General features: G+C 56.1%; 14 protein-coding genes. 11 read left to right on the forward strand and 3 right to left on the reverse strand.

Annotated elements, in window-relative coordinates:
* The first annotated feature begins 57 nt into the window (after window positions 1-57).
* Together AAEZ05_RS02940 and AAEZ05_RS02945 are read left to right on the forward strand one after the other, a co-directional pair.
* Window positions 58-4,608, forward strand: coding sequence for a PAS domain-containing hybrid sensor histidine kinase/response regulator (locus AAEZ05_RS02940; RefSeq protein WP_350646581.1), 4,551 nt, complete (start codon window positions 58-60; stop codon window positions 4,606-4,608).
* Window positions 4,608-5,555 (forward strand): diguanylate cyclase, encoded by a 948-nt coding sequence (locus AAEZ05_RS02945; protein ID WP_350646582.1) that lies wholly within the window; start codon window positions 4,608-4,610, stop codon window positions 5,553-5,555. The genes AAEZ05_RS02940 and AAEZ05_RS02945 overlap by 1 nt, the downstream gene beginning before the upstream one ends.
* A 79-nt stretch (window positions 5,556-5,634) precedes the next feature.
* On the opposite strand, the gene AAEZ05_RS02950 is transcribed toward AAEZ05_RS02945, so the two are convergent.
* Window positions 5,635-6,030, reverse strand: a complete 396-nt coding sequence (locus tag AAEZ05_RS02950) for a RidA family protein (protein ID WP_045059519.1) — start codon at window positions 6,028-6,030, stop codon at window positions 5,635-5,637.
* A 140-nt stretch (window positions 6,031-6,170) separates the two neighbouring features.
* On the opposite strand from AAEZ05_RS02950, the gene AAEZ05_RS02955 reads away from it, so the two are divergent.
* A complete protein-coding gene (locus AAEZ05_RS02955) occupies window positions 6,171-7,085 on the forward strand; it encodes a LysR family transcriptional regulator (protein WP_350600496.1) in 915 nt (304 codons plus the stop codon).
* Between the two features lie 251 nt (window positions 7,086-7,336).
* Here the strand turns inward: AAEZ05_RS02955 and speB are convergent, their stop codons facing one another.
* Together speB and AAEZ05_RS02965 are read right to left on the reverse strand one after the other, a co-directional pair.
* Window positions 7,337-8,290, reverse strand: a complete 954-nt coding sequence (gene speB, locus AAEZ05_RS02960; RefSeq protein WP_350600494.1) for an agmatinase — start codon at window positions 8,288-8,290, stop codon at window positions 7,337-7,339.
* Window positions 8,291-8,298: 8 nt separating this feature from the next.
* The gene (locus AAEZ05_RS02965; protein ID WP_350600493.1) at window positions 8,299-9,378 is read right to left on the reverse strand and encodes an extracellular solute-binding protein; all 1,080 of its coding nucleotides are present in this window, start codon (window positions 9,376-9,378) and stop codon (window positions 8,299-8,301) included.
* Window positions 9,379-9,593: 215 nt separating this feature from the next.
* Here AAEZ05_RS02965 and AAEZ05_RS02970 point away from each other — a divergent pair, with 215 nt between their 5' ends.
* The 8 genes from AAEZ05_RS02970 (at window position 9,594) to AAEZ05_RS03005 (ending at window position 19,391) form a co-directional block, all read left to right on the forward strand.
* Window positions 9,594-10,493 (forward strand): LysR substrate-binding domain-containing protein, encoded by a 900-nt coding sequence (locus tag AAEZ05_RS02970; RefSeq protein WP_350600492.1) that lies wholly within the window; start codon window positions 9,594-9,596, stop codon window positions 10,491-10,493.
* Between the two features lie 209 nt (window positions 10,494-10,702).
* Window positions 10,703-11,167 (forward strand): DUF3429 domain-containing protein, encoded by a 465-nt coding sequence (locus tag AAEZ05_RS02975; protein ID WP_350646653.1) that lies wholly within the window; start codon window positions 10,703-10,705, stop codon window positions 11,165-11,167.
* Complete coding sequence (locus AAEZ05_RS02980) at window positions 11,164-12,483, forward strand: ABC1 kinase family protein (RefSeq protein WP_350646583.1); 1,320 nt, start codon at window positions 11,164-11,166, stop codon at window positions 12,481-12,483. Before AAEZ05_RS02975 ends, AAEZ05_RS02980 begins: the two co-directional genes overlap by 4 nt.
* Before the next feature lie 332 nt (window positions 12,484-12,815).
* Window positions 12,816-13,094: a hypothetical protein gene (locus AAEZ05_RS02985; protein ID WP_350646584.1), complete on the forward strand. Its 279-nt coding sequence runs from the start codon at window positions 12,816-12,818 to the stop codon at window positions 13,092-13,094.
* Window positions 13,095-13,347: 253 nt separating this feature from the next.
* Window positions 13,348-14,994: a thiamine pyrophosphate-dependent enzyme gene (locus AAEZ05_RS02990; protein ID WP_350646585.1), complete on the forward strand. Its 1,647-nt coding sequence runs from the start codon at window positions 13,348-13,350 to the stop codon at window positions 14,992-14,994.
* Between the two features lie 30 nt (window positions 14,995-15,024).
* Window positions 15,025-16,518, forward strand: a complete 1,494-nt coding sequence (locus tag AAEZ05_RS02995) for an aldehyde dehydrogenase (RefSeq protein ID WP_350646587.1) — start codon at window positions 15,025-15,027, stop codon at window positions 16,516-16,518.
* A 171-nt stretch (window positions 16,519-16,689) separates the two neighbouring features.
* Window positions 16,690-17,982: an ArgE/DapE family deacylase gene (locus AAEZ05_RS03000; RefSeq protein WP_350600485.1), complete on the forward strand. Its 1,293-nt coding sequence runs from the start codon at window positions 16,690-16,692 to the stop codon at window positions 17,980-17,982.
* Between the two features lie 65 nt (window positions 17,983-18,047).
* The gene (locus AAEZ05_RS03005; protein ID WP_350600484.1) at window positions 18,048-19,391 is read left to right on the forward strand and encodes an OprD family outer membrane porin; all 1,344 of its coding nucleotides are present in this window, start codon (window positions 18,048-18,050) and stop codon (window positions 19,389-19,391) included.
* Window positions 19,392-19,472 lie beyond the last annotated feature (81 nt).

Genomic DNA, 19,472 nt, shown 5'->3' on the forward strand with positions numbered 1-19,472 from the left:
GCCCCAACAGGGTTTGAACTTTAATCTTGAAGGCTGAAGGCCTTCTGCAGTGGGGCAATGCGGGTGAGAAGGCATAAGTTTTTTGCATGGAACTGGCTGGTAGCTATCACTCTGGTCGTAGGGTTAGGGGCAAGCATTCTGGGAGGTTGGATCCTCGAACGCAGCAACGAACAGCAGGCCCAACAAGCGATTAGAGCTGCGACCGAAGAGGCCGCAGAGTTGGTTTTAATGCGTCTCAATCTTTACCAGTACGGTTTGCGAGGTGTTCGTGGAGCGGTGCTGACAGCAGGCGAATATGATATTAGCCGTGAAGTATTTCGCCGATATCACAGAACCCGTGACCTCGCTTTCGAGTTCCCCGGCGCCAGTGCCTTTGGTTTTATCAGGCGTGTACCAGAGCGCGATGAAAACGAGTTTCTCAAGTCCGCTCGATCTGACGGCCCAGCGGATTTTTCCATTCATCAATTCTCAGCCCATTCAGGCGAGCGCTACGTTATTCAGTATGTCGAACCGGCTGAAGCTAACCAGGCTGCCATTGGCTTGGACATAGCGTCAGAGACATCGCGGCGAGAGGCGGCACAATCTTCGATACAAAGCGGTGCTGCACGGATCACTGGGCCAATCACGTTAATACAGGCCATGGGGAAACCGCAGCAGTCTTTCCTGGTGTTGATGCCTATCTTTCGCGACGGAGTGACTCCGGTGAGTGTTGCTGATCGCGAGGCCGCAGCTTTTGGCTGGAGCTATGTCGTGTTGCGGACAGGGGAGGTACTCAGAGGGCTGCGCATAGAAGATGAGACGGTACATTTACGATTAAGGGATATCACCGTCCCAGGACAAGAGAAACTGTTTTATGAAAGCACCGCCGACTCGGGTCACCGTGAAACGCTGATGACCCATCAGCTGGAGCGCGAGGTATACGGGAGGCGGTGGCAAGTCGAACTCGGCGCAAACTCGCTGTTTATCCAGCGCCTGCATCAGGTCTCACCAAAAGTTGTGCTGTTTTTCGGTGGTTTTCTCACGCTTCTTCTTGCGACCCTGGCGAGTGTCGTGAGTGTCAGCCGTCAACGTCGGCGGCAGATACTTGTCGAGCAGGCAAGCCTGGCTTCCATCGTCGAAAGCTCATGCGATGGCATTATTGGAAAAAACCTCGATGGCGTCGTCACCAACTGGAACCAAGGGGCCGAGCACCTTTTTGGTTATACCACCGAGGAAGCCGTGGGCCAGACATTGGCCAATTTGATAGTTCCGCTAGCGCTTGTCACAGAGGAAGCTCATATCCTTGCGCGCATCAGGGCGGGTGAGCGCATCGACAGCTTTGATACGCAACGCCATCACAAAGACAGGCGACTGATCGATGTCTCCGTCAGCATCTCGCCCATTTATGGCGAGGGTGGTGGCGTCATTGGGGCGTCCAAGACATTAAGGGATATCTCGGCGAAAAAAGTGGCAGAGGCCCGAATCCTTGAACTCAACTCCAACCTCGAAGAGCAGGTTGCGCAACGAACATCCGAGTTGCGGCATCTCAATCTGTTGTTGGACACGGTACTACGCTCGGCTACTGAGGTATCGATCATTGCGACGGATCTCGATGGGGTTATCCGTGTGTTCAACAAAGGCGCCGAGCATTTGTTGGGTTATGACGCCGTTGAATTGGCAGGCAAAGGCACCCCGGCGCTCTTCCATGTCACAGAGGAAGTCGCTGCACGTGGCGTTGAGCTGAGCGAGGAGTACGCTCAGCCTATCGACGGTTTCCGTGTGCTTACCCATAAACCTGAGCTTGAAGGCGCAGAAACCCGGGAGTGGACTTACACACGCAAGGATGGCTCGCGGTTTCCTGTCACGCTAGTGGTCACCTCCATGCGCGATGCCGATGGGGTATTGAGCGGTTACCTGGGGATTGCGGTAGACATCACCGAACGTAAAGCGGCAGAAAAGGAACTGGCGGCGAGCCTGAAGACGACACTGGAACAACGCAGCGAACTGATGGCTGTGCACGATCAACTGCTGATGGCTGCTGAAGTGGCCGAATTGGGCGTCTGGTCCTGGACGTTGGCGGACAATAACCTGCAGTGGAATGACCGTATGTTCGAGTTCTACGGGCAGCCACTGACGTTGCGGCATACCGGTGTGAACTATATGCACTGGTACTCACGTGTTCACCCTGAGGATGTCGTGGCAGCGGCTGCAAAGCTGAATGCTGCCGTCGAGGGGACTGATGTGTATGACACTATTTTTCGTGTCGTTCGCCCGGACGGTCAGATCCGCTTCATACATGCAGGCGCGCAGGTCGAACGCGATCGAAACGGTGCAGCTTCGCGGGTGACCGGTATCAATCGGGACATCACCGTCCAGCGCGAGCTGGAGTCTCATCTGCTTTACGCCAAGGAACAGGCCGATGCAGGGAGTGCGGCCAAGTCTGCCTTCCTGGCCAACATGAGTCATGAAATACGCACACCGATGAACGCGGTGTTGGGTATGTTGCAGTTGGTACAGAACACTGACCTCAATGGCCGCCAACTCGATTATGTGATCAAAGCGCAGACCGCTGCGACATCACTGCTGGGTTTACTCAATGACATCCTCGATTACTCCAAGATTGAGGCGGGCAAACTGCAACTTGATGTGCACCCGTTCGAGCTCGAACCGCTCTTGTGTGACCTCGCGGTAGTGCTGGCAGGTAACCAGGGCGAGAAGCAGGTTGAGGTCATGTTCGACCTGGACTCCAATTTACCGAACGACCTGATCGGCGATAGCCTGCGACTGCAGCAGGTACTGATCAATCTGGCGGGCAATGCCCTCAAGTTCACCCTGGAAGGCCAGATCGTGGTCAGCATTGAACAACTGATGCGCACGGAGAATGCTGTGAGCTTGCGCATCGCCGTTTCTGATACCGGCATTGGTATCAGCCCGGAACAGCTTGAGCGCATTTTTGAAGGTTTCACTCAGGCCGAGGCCTCGACTTCCCGGCGCTTTGGCGGCACAGGCCTGGGATTAGTGATCTGCAAGCGGTTGGTCACCCTGATGGGTGGTGAACTTCACGTGGAGAGCCAGCAAGGTGTCGGGAGTCGTTTCTGGTTCGATATCACTCTGGATGTAGCGCCGACGTCACTGCCGGGAACCGCCGGCGCTGGAATCCATGTGTCCTTACGGATTCTGGTCGTCGACGACAACGCCATGGCAGGTGAATTGCTATTGCGAACCGTTCATGGATTGGGATGGAAGGCTGACCGCGTCAGCAGTGGCACACAAGCGGTGGAATGGGTGAAGAAAGCCCAAGCGCGAGGTGAGGCCTACGACGTGGTGCTGATGGACTGGCGGATGTCCGATATGGATGGGCTGAGCGCTGCGCAATTGATCCAGCAGCGGGGTAACGGCGTACCACCTCCGATGGTCATTATGATCACGGCATACGGCCGCGAGGTATTGGCCGACGTCCACCAGGCGGGAGACGCTCCCTTCGTGGGGTTCCTCACCAAACCTGTCACTCCCAAGCAACTGGCCGACGCTGTCCAGAGAGCATTCAAGGGCAAAGACCTTCTGCAGTCCCCCGTTCCCCGCTCAACGCTTGAGAGACCACCACGTCTGGCCGGGCTACGGCTATTGGTGGTGGAAGACAACATGCTCAATCGACAGGTAGCCAATGAGTTACTGAAAAGGGAAGGCGCGCTGGTGACACTGGCTGAAGGCGGGCTGGAAGGTGTGAGCAAGGTGATGAATGAGCGTGTGTCCTTCGACGTCGTACTAATGGATATCCAGATGCCAGACATTGATGGCTTGGAGGCGACTCGTCGCATTAGATCGAACCCACGCTTTGCAACACTGCCGATTGTGGCGATGACCGCAAATGTCTCCAATACCGATCGTGAAGCCTGCCTTGCTGCGGGGATGAATGATCATATCGGTAAACCTATAGACCTGGAGCAACTCGTCGTAACGCTGCTCTCTCAGGCGGGCAGTGAAGATAGCCAGGCAACATTGACCTTGGGACAAGTCAATTCAGGAGACGGCGTTATAGAGTCTCGTGCATCAACTATTGACCGCTTTGGTGGTGACCTTGATTTGATCCGTAACGTGCTGCGTACCTTTGGCCCTGAGATGGAAAAACAGCTTGTGCAGTTGCGTGATCAGATCCAGCGGCAAGATGCATCGGGAGCTGCGTTTGTACTCCATACCATTAAAGGTAGCAGCGGCACTATGGGCGCCAAGGCATTGTCGCTGCTGGCAGGCGACCTGGAGCACACATTCATATCTGCCGATTCTGAGTCTGTAGCCAGTCTTTTGGCCGACCCGATTTGGTTTGACGAGTTGAACAGGTTACTGCAACAAAGCCTTGAGCAAATGAATGCCGATTTTGCCCAGGGCCTGCATGTTGAAAGCAGTGCTGACGAGGACTCCATTGCGTTGGTGCAATGGAGAGAGTCCCTGGAGGAGATTTTGCTATTGTTGGAAACGGGAAACCTGCAAGCCATAGAACTGGCAGACGCATTGGCGCCAAAAATGCCGCACTCCCTGCGCCCACAGTTCGACGAACTGGTTGTCAGGGTGCAGTCGCTAGACTTTCGCGCTGCGATGCCGATTGGTCGTGATCTGCTGAGATCTGCCTGATGGAACAATCGATTGAAACCTGGTTACCCCATTCCTTTAAACGTCCAAAACTCCTTATTGTTGACGATCAACCGACTAATATCCGGGTACTTCATGAGCTATTTCGTGAGGACTGTGATGTGTTCATGGCCACCAGCGGTGAGCAGGCAATCGGCGTATGCCAGAACCAACTGCCCGATTTGATTCTGCTGGACGTGGTCATGGAGGGTATGGATGGGCATGAAGTCTGCCGTCGACTCAAGGTTGATCCTATGACCCAAGGCATACCCATCATCTTCATTACCGCACAGCAGCAGGAGTCAGATGAGATGCAGGGGCTGGCGCTTGGCGCGGTGGACTTCATCACCAAACCCATCAATGCCACCATTGTCAGAGCACGGGTCAGAACACATCTGACCCTGAAACTGCAGAGCGATCTGCTGCGTTCCATGGCATTGATGGATGGGCTTACTGGAGTGGCCAATCGACGAAAATTTAATGAGGACATAATGGCGGGTTGGCGTCTGTGCTTTAGAGAGCAAAAGCCGCTATCGCTCATTTTGGTGGATGTCGACTATTTCAAACTCTACAACGACCGGTACGGACACCAGGCTGGCGATGATTGCTTGAAATCCGTTGCCCAAACGTTATCTGAAACAGTTAGACGGCCCTATGACCTGGTGGCTCGATATGGTGGCGAAGAGTTCGCCTGCATTCTGCCCAATACCGTGCTTTCGGGGGCGGTCGAGATTGCAGAAAGAATGCAGGAGCGAGTTCGGGCATTGGGCATCGAACATTCTGCTTCTGATGTAGATCGTGTTGTGACTGTTTCCCTAGGCGTTGCAACATTGACTCCTACTAGAGAACTTGAATTCCAGGCTTTGATAGAAGTTGCGGACAAGCAACTCTACGAAGCGAAGAAGGCAGGCAGGGCGCGGGTGAGTTCATCTGCGACGTCGTCCAGTTAAGCGTTTTTCCAATTGCTGACGGCATGTTCGGTTGGAGGCTTACTTTTTACAGCGACCCGGTAAAAGACCCTGGCCGGCACTATTGCGGTAGTTTGGCGATCACCTTGATCTCGAAGTCAAAGCCGGACAACCAGGTCACGCCTATAACGGTCGCCGTGGGGTAGGGCGCGTCGCCCCAGTACTCGGCCGCAACTTCCCAGATAGTTTCGAATTTCGAGTCGGGGTCTACGATGAAAATGGTCGTGTCGACCACATCCTCGAAACGACTGCCGGCCTCGGCCAGGATCGCATTCAGATGGGTGAAGGCCAGGCGAACCTGTGCCGCGAGGTCCGACTCGGCCGAGCCATCCTTGCGGCTGCCGACCTGACCGGATACGAACAGAAAGCCGTTGGAGCGAATCGCCGGCGAGTAGCGGTGCAGTTCGTACAGTGCATGGCGGTCAGGCGGGAAAACGACATCACGTTTGCTGATCATTGCATAGCTCCTTCGGGGCCATCGCGGCCCGCTGTTTACGATGGAGCCACTGTAGAAAGAAGGCAGACCTGGATAAACGGGCAACTCTGGTCATGACTGTTTGTAGAATCCAAATTATCCAGACCCGAGAGAGGCGTGAAATGGACCGTTTCGATGCAATGCAGGCCTTTGCCCGAGTAGTGGAAACCGGCAGCTTCACCAAGGCAGCAGCCACCCTGCACATGAGCAAGACCACTGTGACGCAGCTCGTTCAGCAACTGGAAGCGAGGCTACGCGTGCGCCTGCTCAACCGCACCACACGCAAAGTCAATGTCACCGCCGACGGCGCAGCCTATTACGAGCGCGTCGTCCGCCTACTGGTCGATATGGACGACGCCGAGACCAGTCTGTCCAGCGCATCGATGACACCGCGCGGGCGGCTGCGTGTGGATGTACCCAGTCCACTGGCGCGAATGCTGCTGATACCCGCCTTGCCGGGGTTCTTTGCTCGCTACCCGGAAATCCAGCTGACCCTGGGCGTGAGCGATCGCATCGTCGACATCATTGGCGAAAACGTCGACTGCGTGTTACGTGGCGGTGAGATCACCGATCAGTTCCTCGTGGCAAGGCATGTGGGCGATTTGAAACTGGGCATCTACGCCGCGCCCGACTATCTGCAGCGCTTCGGTACGCCGGAGCATCCCCGTGAGCTGGACGAGGGCAGGCACAGTACCGTCGGCTTCCTCTGGTTTCGTACTGGCAAAACCTTGCCTTACGCGATGCAGCGGGGTGAGGAGCGCATTGAGGCCCGAGGCCGCCCGCAATTGACGGTCGATGACGGCAATGCCTACCTCGCCGCTGGCCTGGCTGGGCTGGGCATGATCTGGCTACCGCAGTACATGGCCAAACCGCACCTGGCCAGCGGCGAGTTGCTGCCGCTGTTTGAGGACTGGCACATGCCGCCAATGCCGATGTATCTGGCATTCCCGCCGAATCGCCATGTCAGCGCCAAGGTGCGGGCATTTATCGACTGGGTGATGGAATTGATGGCCGAGCATGCGCCGGTGGTACGGTGAAACAGGTGCAAGCCATTTCAGGGGATAGGCACTCTAACGCCTGCTGTTGTCTGTTTCCTGCGTGTCGCAAAGTGCTGCGATCGACCCATAGTAGTCGTTCAGATAAGCAGGTTGAGCGGGCTTAGTAAAAGCTACTCGTCTCAACCATTACCCGTGGTAATGCAGCTTAGTATCAAGGCGATGTCATCTCCTCACGTTCGCGTGGCGCAAGTGAAAGGCTCTTTATCGCTTTTGGAGCCTCTTCTGTCAGCTCATAATTTATGTCGAGCCGCATACAGGCAGATCATTTCCATGGCGAGCGCCGCCGCTGCCAGTGCCGTGATTTCAGCATGATCATAAGCAGGGGCCACCTCGACCACGTCCATGCCTATCACGTTAATCCCGCGTAGTCCGCGCAAGATCTCGAAGGCATGGAAGGTGGACAAGCCACCACATACCGGAGTGCCGGTGCCGGGTGCAAATGCCGGGTCCAGGCAATCGATATCAAACGTCAGATACACCGGGTGGTCACCGACTCGTTCACGAATCATGCGGGCAATATCTTGAGCGCTGCTGGTATTTGCTTGCCGAGCATCCACGACCTGGAAGCCCATCACATCATCGTTGGTCATGCGCTGGCCGATCTGGATGGATCTGGATGGTTCAACCAGACCCTCCCTGACTGCGTGATAGAACATTGAACCGTGATCGATGCGCATTTCATCACCATCCGATTCGGTGTCATGGTGCGCATCAAAATGGATCATGGACAGTGGGCCATGTTTGGCGGCATGGGCTTGCAGCAACGGATAACTTATGAAGTGATCACCCCCTAGCGTCAACATCGCAGCGCCGGCCCCCAGAATGTGATCGGCGTGCGCTTTGATTGCGGCCGGGGTCTCTTGAGGTGAGCCATAGTCGAAGGAGCAATCACCGAAATCAACGCAGGCCAACACGTCAAACGGATCAAAGTCCCATGGCCAATGCCGCGCCCAAGCGGATTGAACGGAGGCCTCACGAATTGCGCGTGGACCGAACCGACTGCCCGGCCGGTTGCTGGTCGCCGTGTCGAAGGGCACGCCGCTGATGACCAGGTCCACGCCTCGAAGATCACGGCTGTAGCGCCGACGCATGAAACTGGTAATACCGCCGTAAGTCGATTCAGCGTTAGTGCCATACAGGCTTGTTCGGGTGATCGCCTGATCGGTTGGGTTGTTATTTTCCATGGAGATACTCAACGTTGACTACGAAAGTTGGACCAGACACGTGTGCGCTCACGCATGAGTTGCAGGGCCATGGGCTCCTCACCGAATAAGGTGTTGCGCACGGCAGCGGAGGGATAGATGCCGCCATTGTCAGCAATACTTTTATCAATCAGCCGGGTTGCCGCCGTGTTGGCGTTGGCGTAATACAGGCTGTTGGTGAGGTCGGCCAGCGACTCGGGGCGGGTGATGAATTCAATGAAGGCCCGAGCCTCTTCCGGGTGAGGTGCATCGACCGGAATGGCCAGCGTATCGATCCAGTTAAGAGTGCCTTCACGAGGAATGACATAATCGATGTCGAACGGCTTTTTCGCAGTCTCAGCCATTATCCTGGCCAGGACTGCATCGCCGCTGTAAGTCAGCGCGAGGCATAAGTCGCCATTGGCCAGGTCACTGCTTTGCGTGCCGGTGCCGATGTAACGCACAGAGGGATGCAGTTGCGTGAGTAATGCCTGAACGGCATTAAGGTCAGCCCGATCCTTGCTATAAGGCGATTTGCCCAAGTAGTGCAGCGCCATACTGATCACTTCCTGCGGCGCATCGACGACCGAAATCCCACACTCTTTGAGCTTGCTCGCGTACTCGGGTTTGAACAGCAGGTCAAAGCTGTTTATTGGTGCATCGGGAATGCGTTTCTCGATCTCCTTGCGATTGATTGCCATCCCCGTGGTGCCCCAGGTGTATGGCACTGCGTAAAGATTGCCTTGATCGACTGTAGCCAGCTGCGACAAGAGCACAGGATCCAGTTCGCCGAGTCGCTGGGTCTGCTGAATGCCACTGGGTTGTAGAGCCTTGGCCTGAAGCAGCCGATCCAGCATGGCGATACTCGGAACGACGACGTCGTAGCCGCTTTGCCCGGTGAGTAATTTGGTCTCCAGCACATCGGCGCTATCAAACGTGTCGTACTGGACCTTGATACCCGTTTGCGTCTCGAAAGCCTTTAGGGTTTTAACTCCAACGTACTCTGCCCAGCCATAGAACTGCACAACCTTCTCAGCGGCCGAAGCAGGTAGCGCCAAAGCGATCAGTAGCAGTGCAAGCGTGGCTTTCATGATTTGCACCCTCCAAACTCGCTGCGGCTCGGGAGCGGCTGACTTCGTTGCAGTAAGGCATGTTCTTGGTGTGTCTGAATGGCTGTCATAGGGGGGCGCTCTTTGAATTGTTGTTTTGGCTCAGCTACCCCCCAATTGTTATTATTGCCGAGCCGTCAAACAATCTATATAAACTGCCAAATAAAATGACAATAAAACTAAACGGTTGAGCCCCTATGTCCTTTCCACCGTTGCATGCATTTCGAGTATTTGAATGCGTTGCGCGCCTCGGCCATGTCGGTGCGGCTGCTGCTGAACTCCATGTGACCCCTGGTGCCGTCAGTCAGCAGCTCAGGACGTTGCAGGGCTCGTTAGGTATTGACCTGTTTTACAAACAAGGTCGCCACCTCGTGCTGACGCAAAGCGGGCTAGCGTTGCAACGCTCGGTGGCTCGTGGCATTCACGAAATAACTGAAGGCGTGCGCCAGATAGCGCAGGAGCACTTCAAAGAACCACCAGCAAAGGTGCTGACGATTTCTACCGAACCAATTTTTGGCGCAACCTGGCTGATGCCCAGGCTTTTCGCATTCCGGGCGGAGCATCCTCATATTCAGCTTCGGGTGATTAGCGCCGACGATCTTGGTGATGTGGACTGGCGCAGAGCAGATATCGCGGTGCTCTATGACGCTCCGATCTGGGAAGGGTTCTGGTGGCGCCCCCTTCAACCCTTGCACATGTTTCCAGTCTGTTGCCCACAGTTGTTGCGAGGTCCGCATGGTTTGCGACAACCGTCGGATCTGATTCATCACCGGCTATTGCACGAAGACGACGGCACACAATGGCGGCGCTGGCTGCTGGAAGCCCGTTTGCCGTATCCGGGGGACGCGGACGTCCATTTCGAGGACTTTGGTATCGCACTACAGGCTGCGCGGGATGGGTATGGTGTAGCGTTGAGTGATGAAATCAACTCATCGCGGGACCTGGCAGAGGGGCGGCTGGTGCAGCCTTTCTCAATGAAAGTTCCAGCCGCCATGGATTACTACTGCATTTGCAATGAAGAAAGTCGCGGCGTCCCTGAGGTCGTGTTACTGATCGACTGGCTCATTGAGAAAGCGAGGGCCACTCCATCGAATTAACGATCAACATCCAGATGTTTTTCGAAGGCGTTTTTGAATGGCTGCTTGTGTCTGTGGATTCAACCGGCCTGTCGCAAAGCGCTGCAATCGACCAAAACGGCCGGTCAATCAAGGAAAGGATTAAACCACTGTACCAGTGCAAAGCATTGGCATCAGGCCGCAGCTTTTGGGTCTACAGTCTTGTATATCCGGCACTGGAAGAAACTGAAATGAACCTGTCGTCTTCGATCTCGCCGCCAAGGCATATCATCCTGCTGGGCTATGGCGGTTTGCTACCGTTTTTGGGTCTCGCGCTACTCATCCTCACTTCTCAAGAATATCGACCGTTTTGGGCTGAGGCGCTGGTCAACTATGGCGCTGTCATCCTGAGCTTCATCGGCGCCTTGCACTGGGGCTTCGGTATGTCAGTGCAAAACATGAGTGCCGAACTGCGCCGCGACCGGCTTATATGGAGCGTCATCCCGGCTCTTATCGGTTGGCTCAGCACGTTGCTGCCGGTGCCATTGGGTTGCTTGCTGTTGATCGTCGGATTTGTCGTCCACTTCTGGCAAGACAGACAGTTGGTTCGGGTGGTGAGCCTGCAAGCCTGGTACCTGCCATTGCGATTGCGCCTGACTGCTGTGGCTAGCGTTTGCCTGCTTATTGGCGCAATCGCTTTAGTTGTTTATTCGTGAAACCGCGCCTGCCCGAATCGTCTGCAGTGCCGGGCAGTCGCTTGTCGCGGCTGATGCGTTTTGGCAGTTTGGCCTCGGGCGTGGTGGGCGGCATGCTGGCCGAAGGTGCGCGGCAGTTGGCTCAAGGTAAACGTCCGGCGTTCAGTGACCTGCTGTTGACGCCGGGTAATGCGCAACGGGTGGCCGAGCAACTGTCGCAATTGCGTGGTGCGGCCATGAAAGTCGGACAGTTGTTATCCATGGATGCGGGGGATTTGTTACCGAGCGAGCTTAGCGACATTCTTTCTCGCCTGCGTTCCGACGCGCATCCGATGCCCATGAGCCAGTTGGTAAAGGTCCTTAACGAAAGCTGGGGTAAGGGCTGGGAAGGGCGCTTCGAACGGTTTTCCTTCACGCCATTTGCGGCAGCCTCCATCGGCCAGGTTCATGCTGCGCAAGGCAAAGACGGCCAGCGTCTGGCAATCAAAGTGCAATATCCAGGTGTGCGCGAAAGTATCTCCAGCGATGTGGATAACGTCGCTGCTTTGCTGCGCATGTCCGGGCTGCTGCCTCACGGCATGGACGTCGCACCGCTGCTCCAGGAGGCCAAGCTTCAACTGCAAAATGAAGCGGATTACCTGAAAGAAGCCATGCACTTACAGCGCTTTCACCAACTGTTAGCCGACAGTCCGGATTTTCTGGTTCCTCGCCAGTATGTCGAGTTCAGTACGCCGAACATTCTGGTGATGTCCTTCGTCGACGGCGGCCCACTGGAGACCCTTGAACACGCGCCACAGGCAGAGCGCGACCGCATCATGACATTGCTGTTCGGCCTGCTTCTGCGCGAGGTGTTTGAGTTTCAATGCGTCCAGACCGACCCCAACTTTGCCAACTACCGTTACCAGCCAGAAACCGGGCAGTTAGTGTTGCTCGACTTCGGTGCCACGCGCCTTTATAGCCGCAACAGCACCGAGGCATTTCGCAAACTGCTCGTTGCAGGCCTGCGTGAAGACCGCGCCGCCATCACCGAGGCAGCGCTGGCTGTCGGCTACTTTCAGCCTGAAACCCTGCCCAGGCATCGGTTATTGCTGACTGACCTCATCTGCCAGGCCTGCGAGCCACTGCGGCATCAAGGTGCCTATGACTTTGCGATGTCCGACCTCGCAGGACGCTTGCGCGATGCAGGGTGGCAACTGGGTGCCGATCGCGATTTCTGGCACACGCCACCGGTGGATGTCCTGTTTCTGCATCGCAAGGTAGGTGGGTTGTATATGCTGGCTGCGAAACTGAAGGCGAGGGTGAATGTGCGATGCCTGTTCGAGCCTTACGTAATTTGAGCGTTTCCCGAACAAGTGAAAGGGCTTGGTTGAGCACCCCTTGATTGGGCCTGACCTTGCCCGCTGTTCCGATGAAGCTTGTAGTCCGCAGCGTCGCCCACAATGGCTATTCAGGTTTGGCGACTTGATTACAGACAATGCGATGCCTATGCGCTTTGTTCGCAGGGGCCATCGCACCCGCAAAGCCGCTTTTTTTATGGCGGCTGTGCGCGGGAGACCTTCGGGTCTGCCGGTGTTCTCTGTGCCGGTTCGCCAACCTGCGCACAGCTGCCACCCAATCGTTTGGCGACGACTGAGTGACGGCATTGAGCCAATCAAACAGAGATCTTCAAATGAATCGATACGCCCCCCTTTCCGGAATCGACGCGATTCCGGCCGCACTGCTCATCGACACTCAAGCCCCACTCGACGTCCTCCAAACCATGGCCGATTACCGCATCCGCACGGTCACGCAGGTGCTGGAAAACATCGCCTTCCGCGCCGAGATTGGTTGCGACACTGTCGTGCTGGCGGACTTTTCCAAACTGCTGGCCATTCCGCTGCGTGATGGTTGTGACCTGCTGGAAGTGGTTGGTAAACGGTTACGGGCGCAGGCGTCGGCGGCGGCGTAAATCAAAACGGGCATCTTGAAGGTGCCCGTTTTTTTGTGGAACTGACACCCTGTCCTTTTTTAGCCGGCGTTCGGTGATTTTCAAGCCCAAGAGGATAAGCATCAGCTGTTTATCAGTGCTTATGGGTATGCGCAAAAAGCATTGAAACTAAAAACATTCAGCATTAGACGACATTGTTCGCGATCCTTAGTCTTCGCCACATTCCTGAGGCGCCTAACGCGCCCGGCATCTCAAAACAATCGAGGAATGGGCGATGTTTAAACGCACTGGTGGTCAGCTTGTCGTTGACCAGTTAACTCACGAAGGTGTGCAGACAGTGTTTTGCGTTCCGGGTGAAAGTTATCTGGAAGTGCTGGATGCATTACACGATTCACCGATCAAGCTGGTGGTTTGTCGTCAGGAGGGTGGCGCGGGTTACATGGCCGACGCCCACGCTCGAATCACCGGGAACACTGGCGTGTTCATGGTGACCCGAGGTCCAGGTGCGGCGAACGCCATGGTTGCCATGCACACCGCCTGGCAGGACAGCGTGCCTTTGGTACTGTTTGTCGGGCTCATTCCTCGCGCGGAAACTTACCGCGAGTCCTTCCAGGAGTTCGATCTGGATGGCTGGTTCGGTACTACCAGCAAAGGTGTGTTCCAGATTGAGCACGCCGAACGTATTCCTGAGATCGTATCTCGCGCCTTTGCGCTGGCGCGCACAGGTCGGCCCGGGCCGGTGGTGATCGGGCTGCCGGAAGACATGTTGCGTGATCGAGTGCAGGCGCAGGCCGTCCAGCCCATCCGCTCCCTGCAAGCTGTGGCCGGCCCGGATGCCATTGCCGAGCTGGAAAGTCTGTTGGCCGGTGCTCTGAAACCTTTGGTGATACTGGGTGGTGGGGGCTGGACGCCGCTGGCGACCCGACAGGTCCAGCAGTGGGCCGAGCGCTACGAGTTGCCGGTTGCCGTGGACTTCAATTGCATGGATCTGATCGACCATCGTTCGCCGTCTTTTGTCGGGTCGCTTGGCTATGGACGTTCAAGCGCCATGGCCGATGCCTTGCGTGACGCGGACCTGGTGATTGGCATTGGTTCACCGTTGGGCGACATCGTTACAGATAGCTGGGCGCTGCTCCCTGTGCAATGGAATACAGCCACACTGGTGACGGTATTACCCGATACGGACTGCCTGGGTGCCGCGCATCCCCAAGCATTGCGGATCATCTCGCAAATGCCTGGATTTGCTCGCGCACTCGAGACCTTGACTCCCGCTTCGCCGCTGCCTTGGGGTGAGCGTACTCGAGCGTTGCGTCAGGACGGCGAACGCTATCGTCGGCCACCGCCACTGGGCGGGCGCATCGACCTCAATGTCATTTTCGAGCACTTGCAACAGTCCTTGCCAGAAGATGCGATCGGCACCTGGGGCGCGGGTAACCATGCCGGATGGGCCGGGCGCTACCTGCGGTTCAACGGTTATCCAGCGCAATTGTCGCCACGCAACGGTTCCATGGGCTACGGCGTTCCAGCTGCTATCGCGGCTGCCCTTGCACATCCGCAGCGGCAAGTGGTTTCGGTGGCTGGCGATGGCTGCTTCATGATGAACGGCCAGGAGTTGGCGGTTGCCCGAGGCTTGGGATTGAAGCCGTTGATCATCGTATTGAACAACGGCATGTACGGAACCATTCGAACCCATCAGGAAATTCATCACCCCCGACGCATCAGTGGTACCGATCTGGTCAACCCGGATTTCGCCGCCTACGCCCGCGCGTTTGGTGGTCACGGTGAAACGGTGACCGAGACTGAACAATTCGCCAGCGCACTTGATCGTGCTCTGTCCAGCGACACCTTCAGCATCATCGAAATACGCATCCCTCAGGACCTGCTGGGGCCAGATATGCGCATGAGCGATCTGCACCGCTGATTGTCTTCTCTCTCTCGCTAAGGAATTCCCATGGCTCAATTGACCCATGCTCAATGGCAGCAACGTGCGCTGTCGCTGTCGATTGAAACTCGAGCATTTATCGACGGGCGTTACACCGCGGCGTCGAAGGGTGCCACGTTCGAATGTGTGAGTCCGGTGGATGGCCGCGTACTGGGTCAGGTGGCAAGTTGTGATGCCGATGACGCGCAACTTGCCGTGGCGGTTGCACGCAAGGCATTTGAATCCGGGCACTGGTCACGCAAGGCACCCGTTGCCCGCAAGCAAATCATGTTGCGTTTCGCGGCGCTGATCGAGCAACACAGTGAAGAACTGGCGTTGCTGGAGACCCTGGACATGGGCAAACCCATTGCCCATGCCCTGGGTATGGACCTGGTGGCGACGGTCGACGCGATTCGCTGGAGCGGCGAGGCAATCGACAAGATCTACGACGAAGTGGCTGCCACGCCCCATGATCAATTAGGCCTGGTAACGCGTGAGCCGATAGGTGTGGTCGCGGCGATTGTGCCGTGGAATTTCCCGCTGATGATGAGTGCGTGGAAGCTCGGCCCGGCGCTTGCCACCGGCAACTCGGTGATTCTGAAACCTTCCGAGCGCTCGCCGCTCAGCGCGATTCGTCTGGCTCAACTGGCGCTGGACGCGGGCATTCCTGCGGGGGTGTTCAACGTTTTACCGGGTTACGGGCACACCGTCGGCAAGGCATTGGCGCTGCACATGGACGTCGACACGCTGGTGTTTACCGGGTCCACAGGTATCGCCAAACAATTGCTGGTATATGCCGGTGAGTCGAACATGAAACGTGTCTGGCTGGAGGCGGGTGGCAAGAGCGCCAACATCGTCTGTGCTGATGCTCCGGACCTGAAGGTGGCGGCGCAAGCCGCAGCAGCGGCCATTGCGTTCAATCAGGGAGAGGTCTGCACGGCGGGTTCTAGGCTGCTGGTGGAGCGAAGCATCAAAGAAGATTTTGTTGCCATGGTCATTGAAGCATTGCGGGCATGGGTACCTGGACATCCGCTAGACCCGCTAAGCATGGCGGGTGCCGTCGTCGACCACCAGCACCTGCAAAGTGTCTTGGCGCATATCGATAGAGCGCAAAGACAGGGCGCGATCTTACGTGGTGGTGGTCGGCAAGTGCGTGCAGAAAGTGGTGGTGCCTATGTCGAGCCAACGCTGTTTGATGGGGTCGACAACGCCATGGATATCGCACGTGAAGAGGTGTTCGGCCCTGTGCTCTCAGTTATCTCTTTCGACTCCCTGGAGCAAGCGATTGAGATCGCCAACGACAGTCCTTACGGGCTTGCAGCAGCAGTCTGGACTCGGGATCTGTCGAGGGCGCACCTGGCCGCAAAAGCTCTGCGTGCCGGTAGTGTCTGGGTCAACCAGTACAGTGGGGGTGACATGACTGCACCGTTTGGAGGTTTCAAGCAGTCAGGTAACGGTCGCGACAAGTCGCTGCATGCTTTCGACAAATATACCGAGCTTAAAGCCACCTGGATTCAGCTGTAGCGGATTGTGGTGGCCCGCTCGATGCAGTCCGGCTCGAGCGGGTTTGCAACTCAATTTTTGCTGGCCAATACCATGCTTTCAAAGCATAGATAGTCCAACAAATCAGCATTGGACGGCATGGTTAGCTGAATTTACGATCCTCCCACATCCAGCTACCTGTGGACCTGAATAATGAAAAAAATAAGCATTAGTGCGCTTGAGAAAGACATCGTTGCCGCGGTCGAGACGCTGCGCGACGAGTCGATCGCCTTGCTCAGCGAGCTGGTATCCCACGCCTCTCTGCTGGGTGAAGAACAATCGGCGCAGAGCGTAATGGAAAGAGTGTTTGCCGATGAGCTCGAACTTGAAGTTCAGGCGCTGACGATCGACGAAAGCCAAATCAAGGATCACCCAGGATACTCGCCATCGCTGGTTTCCTACGATGGTCGAGTCAACGTGATCGGCACGCATCGGCCATCAGTGGTGCAGGGCAAGTCGATTATTTTCAATGGCCATATAGACGTGGTTCCAGTAGGGGATGAGCGACTATGGACCCGGCCGCCTTTCCAGCCATGGGTCGACGGCGACAAGCTGATTGGCCGCGGCGCTTCGGACATGAAAGCCGGCATCGTCAGCTACATCATGGCGTTCAAGGCCTTAAAACGACTGGGCTACGAGCCTGCAGCCAAGGTCATTCTGCAGTCGGTGATTGAAGAAGAATGCACGGGGAACGGCGCGTTAGCCTGCCTGGTCGCCGGACACACTGCCGACGCTGCCATTATTACCGAGCCGACCGCAGGTTTGATGACGTGCCAGATGGGCGTGCTCTGGTTGTCCCTGGAAATTAGCGGCAAACCAGCACATGCGGCCCAAGCGACGCAGGGCAGTAGCGCGGTAGATTTTGCATTGGCGATGTTCGCCGGCCTCAAAACACTTGAAAGCGAGTGGAACGAGCCTGCGAACCGGCATCACTGCTACAACCACCATCCTAAACCGATCAACTTCAACTTAGGCAAGATCCAGGGTGGTGAATGGACGTCTTCAGTACCGTCGATGTGCCGTCTGGATATCCGCATTGGGTTTTATCCGGAAAAAACCGTGGAGCAGATCAAGGCTGAGGTCGAAGCTCGACTCGAAGCATTGTTCCTGGCGCATCCGGCTCATCTCTCTGCTCAGTACCACGTCACTTATGGCGGATTTCAGGCGCAGGGTTGTGAGATCGATATGAACCAGCCTGTGATCACCTCGCTACAAAAAACCTATGCCGATGTGATCGGTGAAGCAGTACCCCTGGTGACGTTCGAGGGCGCCACCGACGCGCGGTTTTTCAACTTGTACGGTGGGATTCCCGCAACGTGTTACGGCCCTGTCGGCGGCTCCATTCACGGCATTGACGAATGGGTTTCGATCGACAGCATGATGGATGTCACAAAGGTTCTAGCCGTGTTCATCGCACGCTGGTGCGGCCTCAACCACGCCCAATAAAAAAACAAAAAACGCTTAAGTCCAAGTTTCTGCCTGCCATCACAAAAATTATAAGGCGTTCAGTTATGCATAAGGTTCGTTCGGCACCTCAGGTGGCCGGGTCGCTCGCGGCCGCTCTTTTTCTAGCTTCTATGGGAGTTCAAGCCAAGGAAACCGGCTTTGTCGAGGACAGTTCGCTGATGCTCAATACCCGAATGTGGTACTCGCACGAAATCGGCAGAAAGGACACCTACTTTTCCGCGCAGACCTCTGAAGGACGCAGGCCCGTTAGGGACCGGACAGCTTGGCTGGAAGGCTTCAAGCTCGACTATGTGTCCGGGTTCACCCAAGGCATGCTCGGTTTTGGCATTGATCTGTCGGCCTATTCTGCGATTGCGCTGGAGCGAAGCAAACTGGCGACCGCAGGTGGCAGCAATCGTTTGCTGGTCGACAAGGATGGCAATGTAGTTGATGACTGGAGCAAGGTCGGTGTCGCGGCGTTGAAGTTCAAGGTGTCCGACACGGTGCTTAAAGTCGGCAGACATCAGGTCAAGACTCCCGTAATGGGTTATTCCGATACCCGAACTCTGCCTGCGGCCTTCGACGGGGTCTCGTTGGAAAGTCATGACATTGAAGGCTTGACGATCAAATCCGGATACTTTGACCAGGCAACCCCGCGAACCGGTGCAGGCAGCCAGGACTTGACTCCCAGTTTCGGCTCACGTCTGGTCACCAGCGACTGGGTGGCCTACGCCGGTGCCGACTATCTGGTCAGCAATGGGTGGCGCGCCAGTGCGTATGCCTCGCGTTTCGAGGACATCTGGGATCGGCAATACCTGGGGCTGGGGCAGAAATTCAAGTGGGATGAGATCACCACAGATGTCCAGTTCGACTTCTACAACACCCAGTCCAGCGGCCGGGAAGTGGCGGGAACCATCGACCAGCAGGCGTATGGCCTGAGCATCACCCCGACCTACAAGAACCATACGTTGAAAGTCGGACTGCAGCAGATCAAGGGGGATGAATATTTCGACTATGTGGCCGAATCCAATGCGATCAATCTGCCGAACACAATGCTCTCGTATTACAACGGGCCAAATGAACGCTCATTCCAAGTCAACTACAGCAACGATTTCACGGCGTACGGCGTCCCGGGTTTCAAGACCATTCTCTGGTACATCAAGGGGTGGGGCATTGATGGCACTGACTATGATGGCGGCCGCAACGGCATCTATTCCTCCGTCCTCAAGCAGAGTGATGAAAGCCACTACGAAGTTGGAACCTTCGTCAGTTATGTCGTCCAGTCCGGACAGCTGAAAGGGGTCAACCTACTCAGCGGATACGCCTGGCATCGCGCGAGTGAAAATCAGATCGAAGGCAACCTTGAAGAATTTCGCCTGATCGTCAACGTACCATTCAAAATTTTCTGAAGCGACGCCGCTCGAAAAAACCTATAACAGCTAAGAAAAACGGAGTACGAATGAAATCCACCACACTCCCTGTGAGATCGA

It is taken from the genome of Pseudomonas sp. HY13-MNA-CIBAN-0226 (assembly GCF_040310305.1).
Taxonomy (GTDB): domain Bacteria; phylum Pseudomonadota; class Gammaproteobacteria; order Pseudomonadales; family Pseudomonadaceae; genus Aquipseudomonas; species Aquipseudomonas gregormendelii.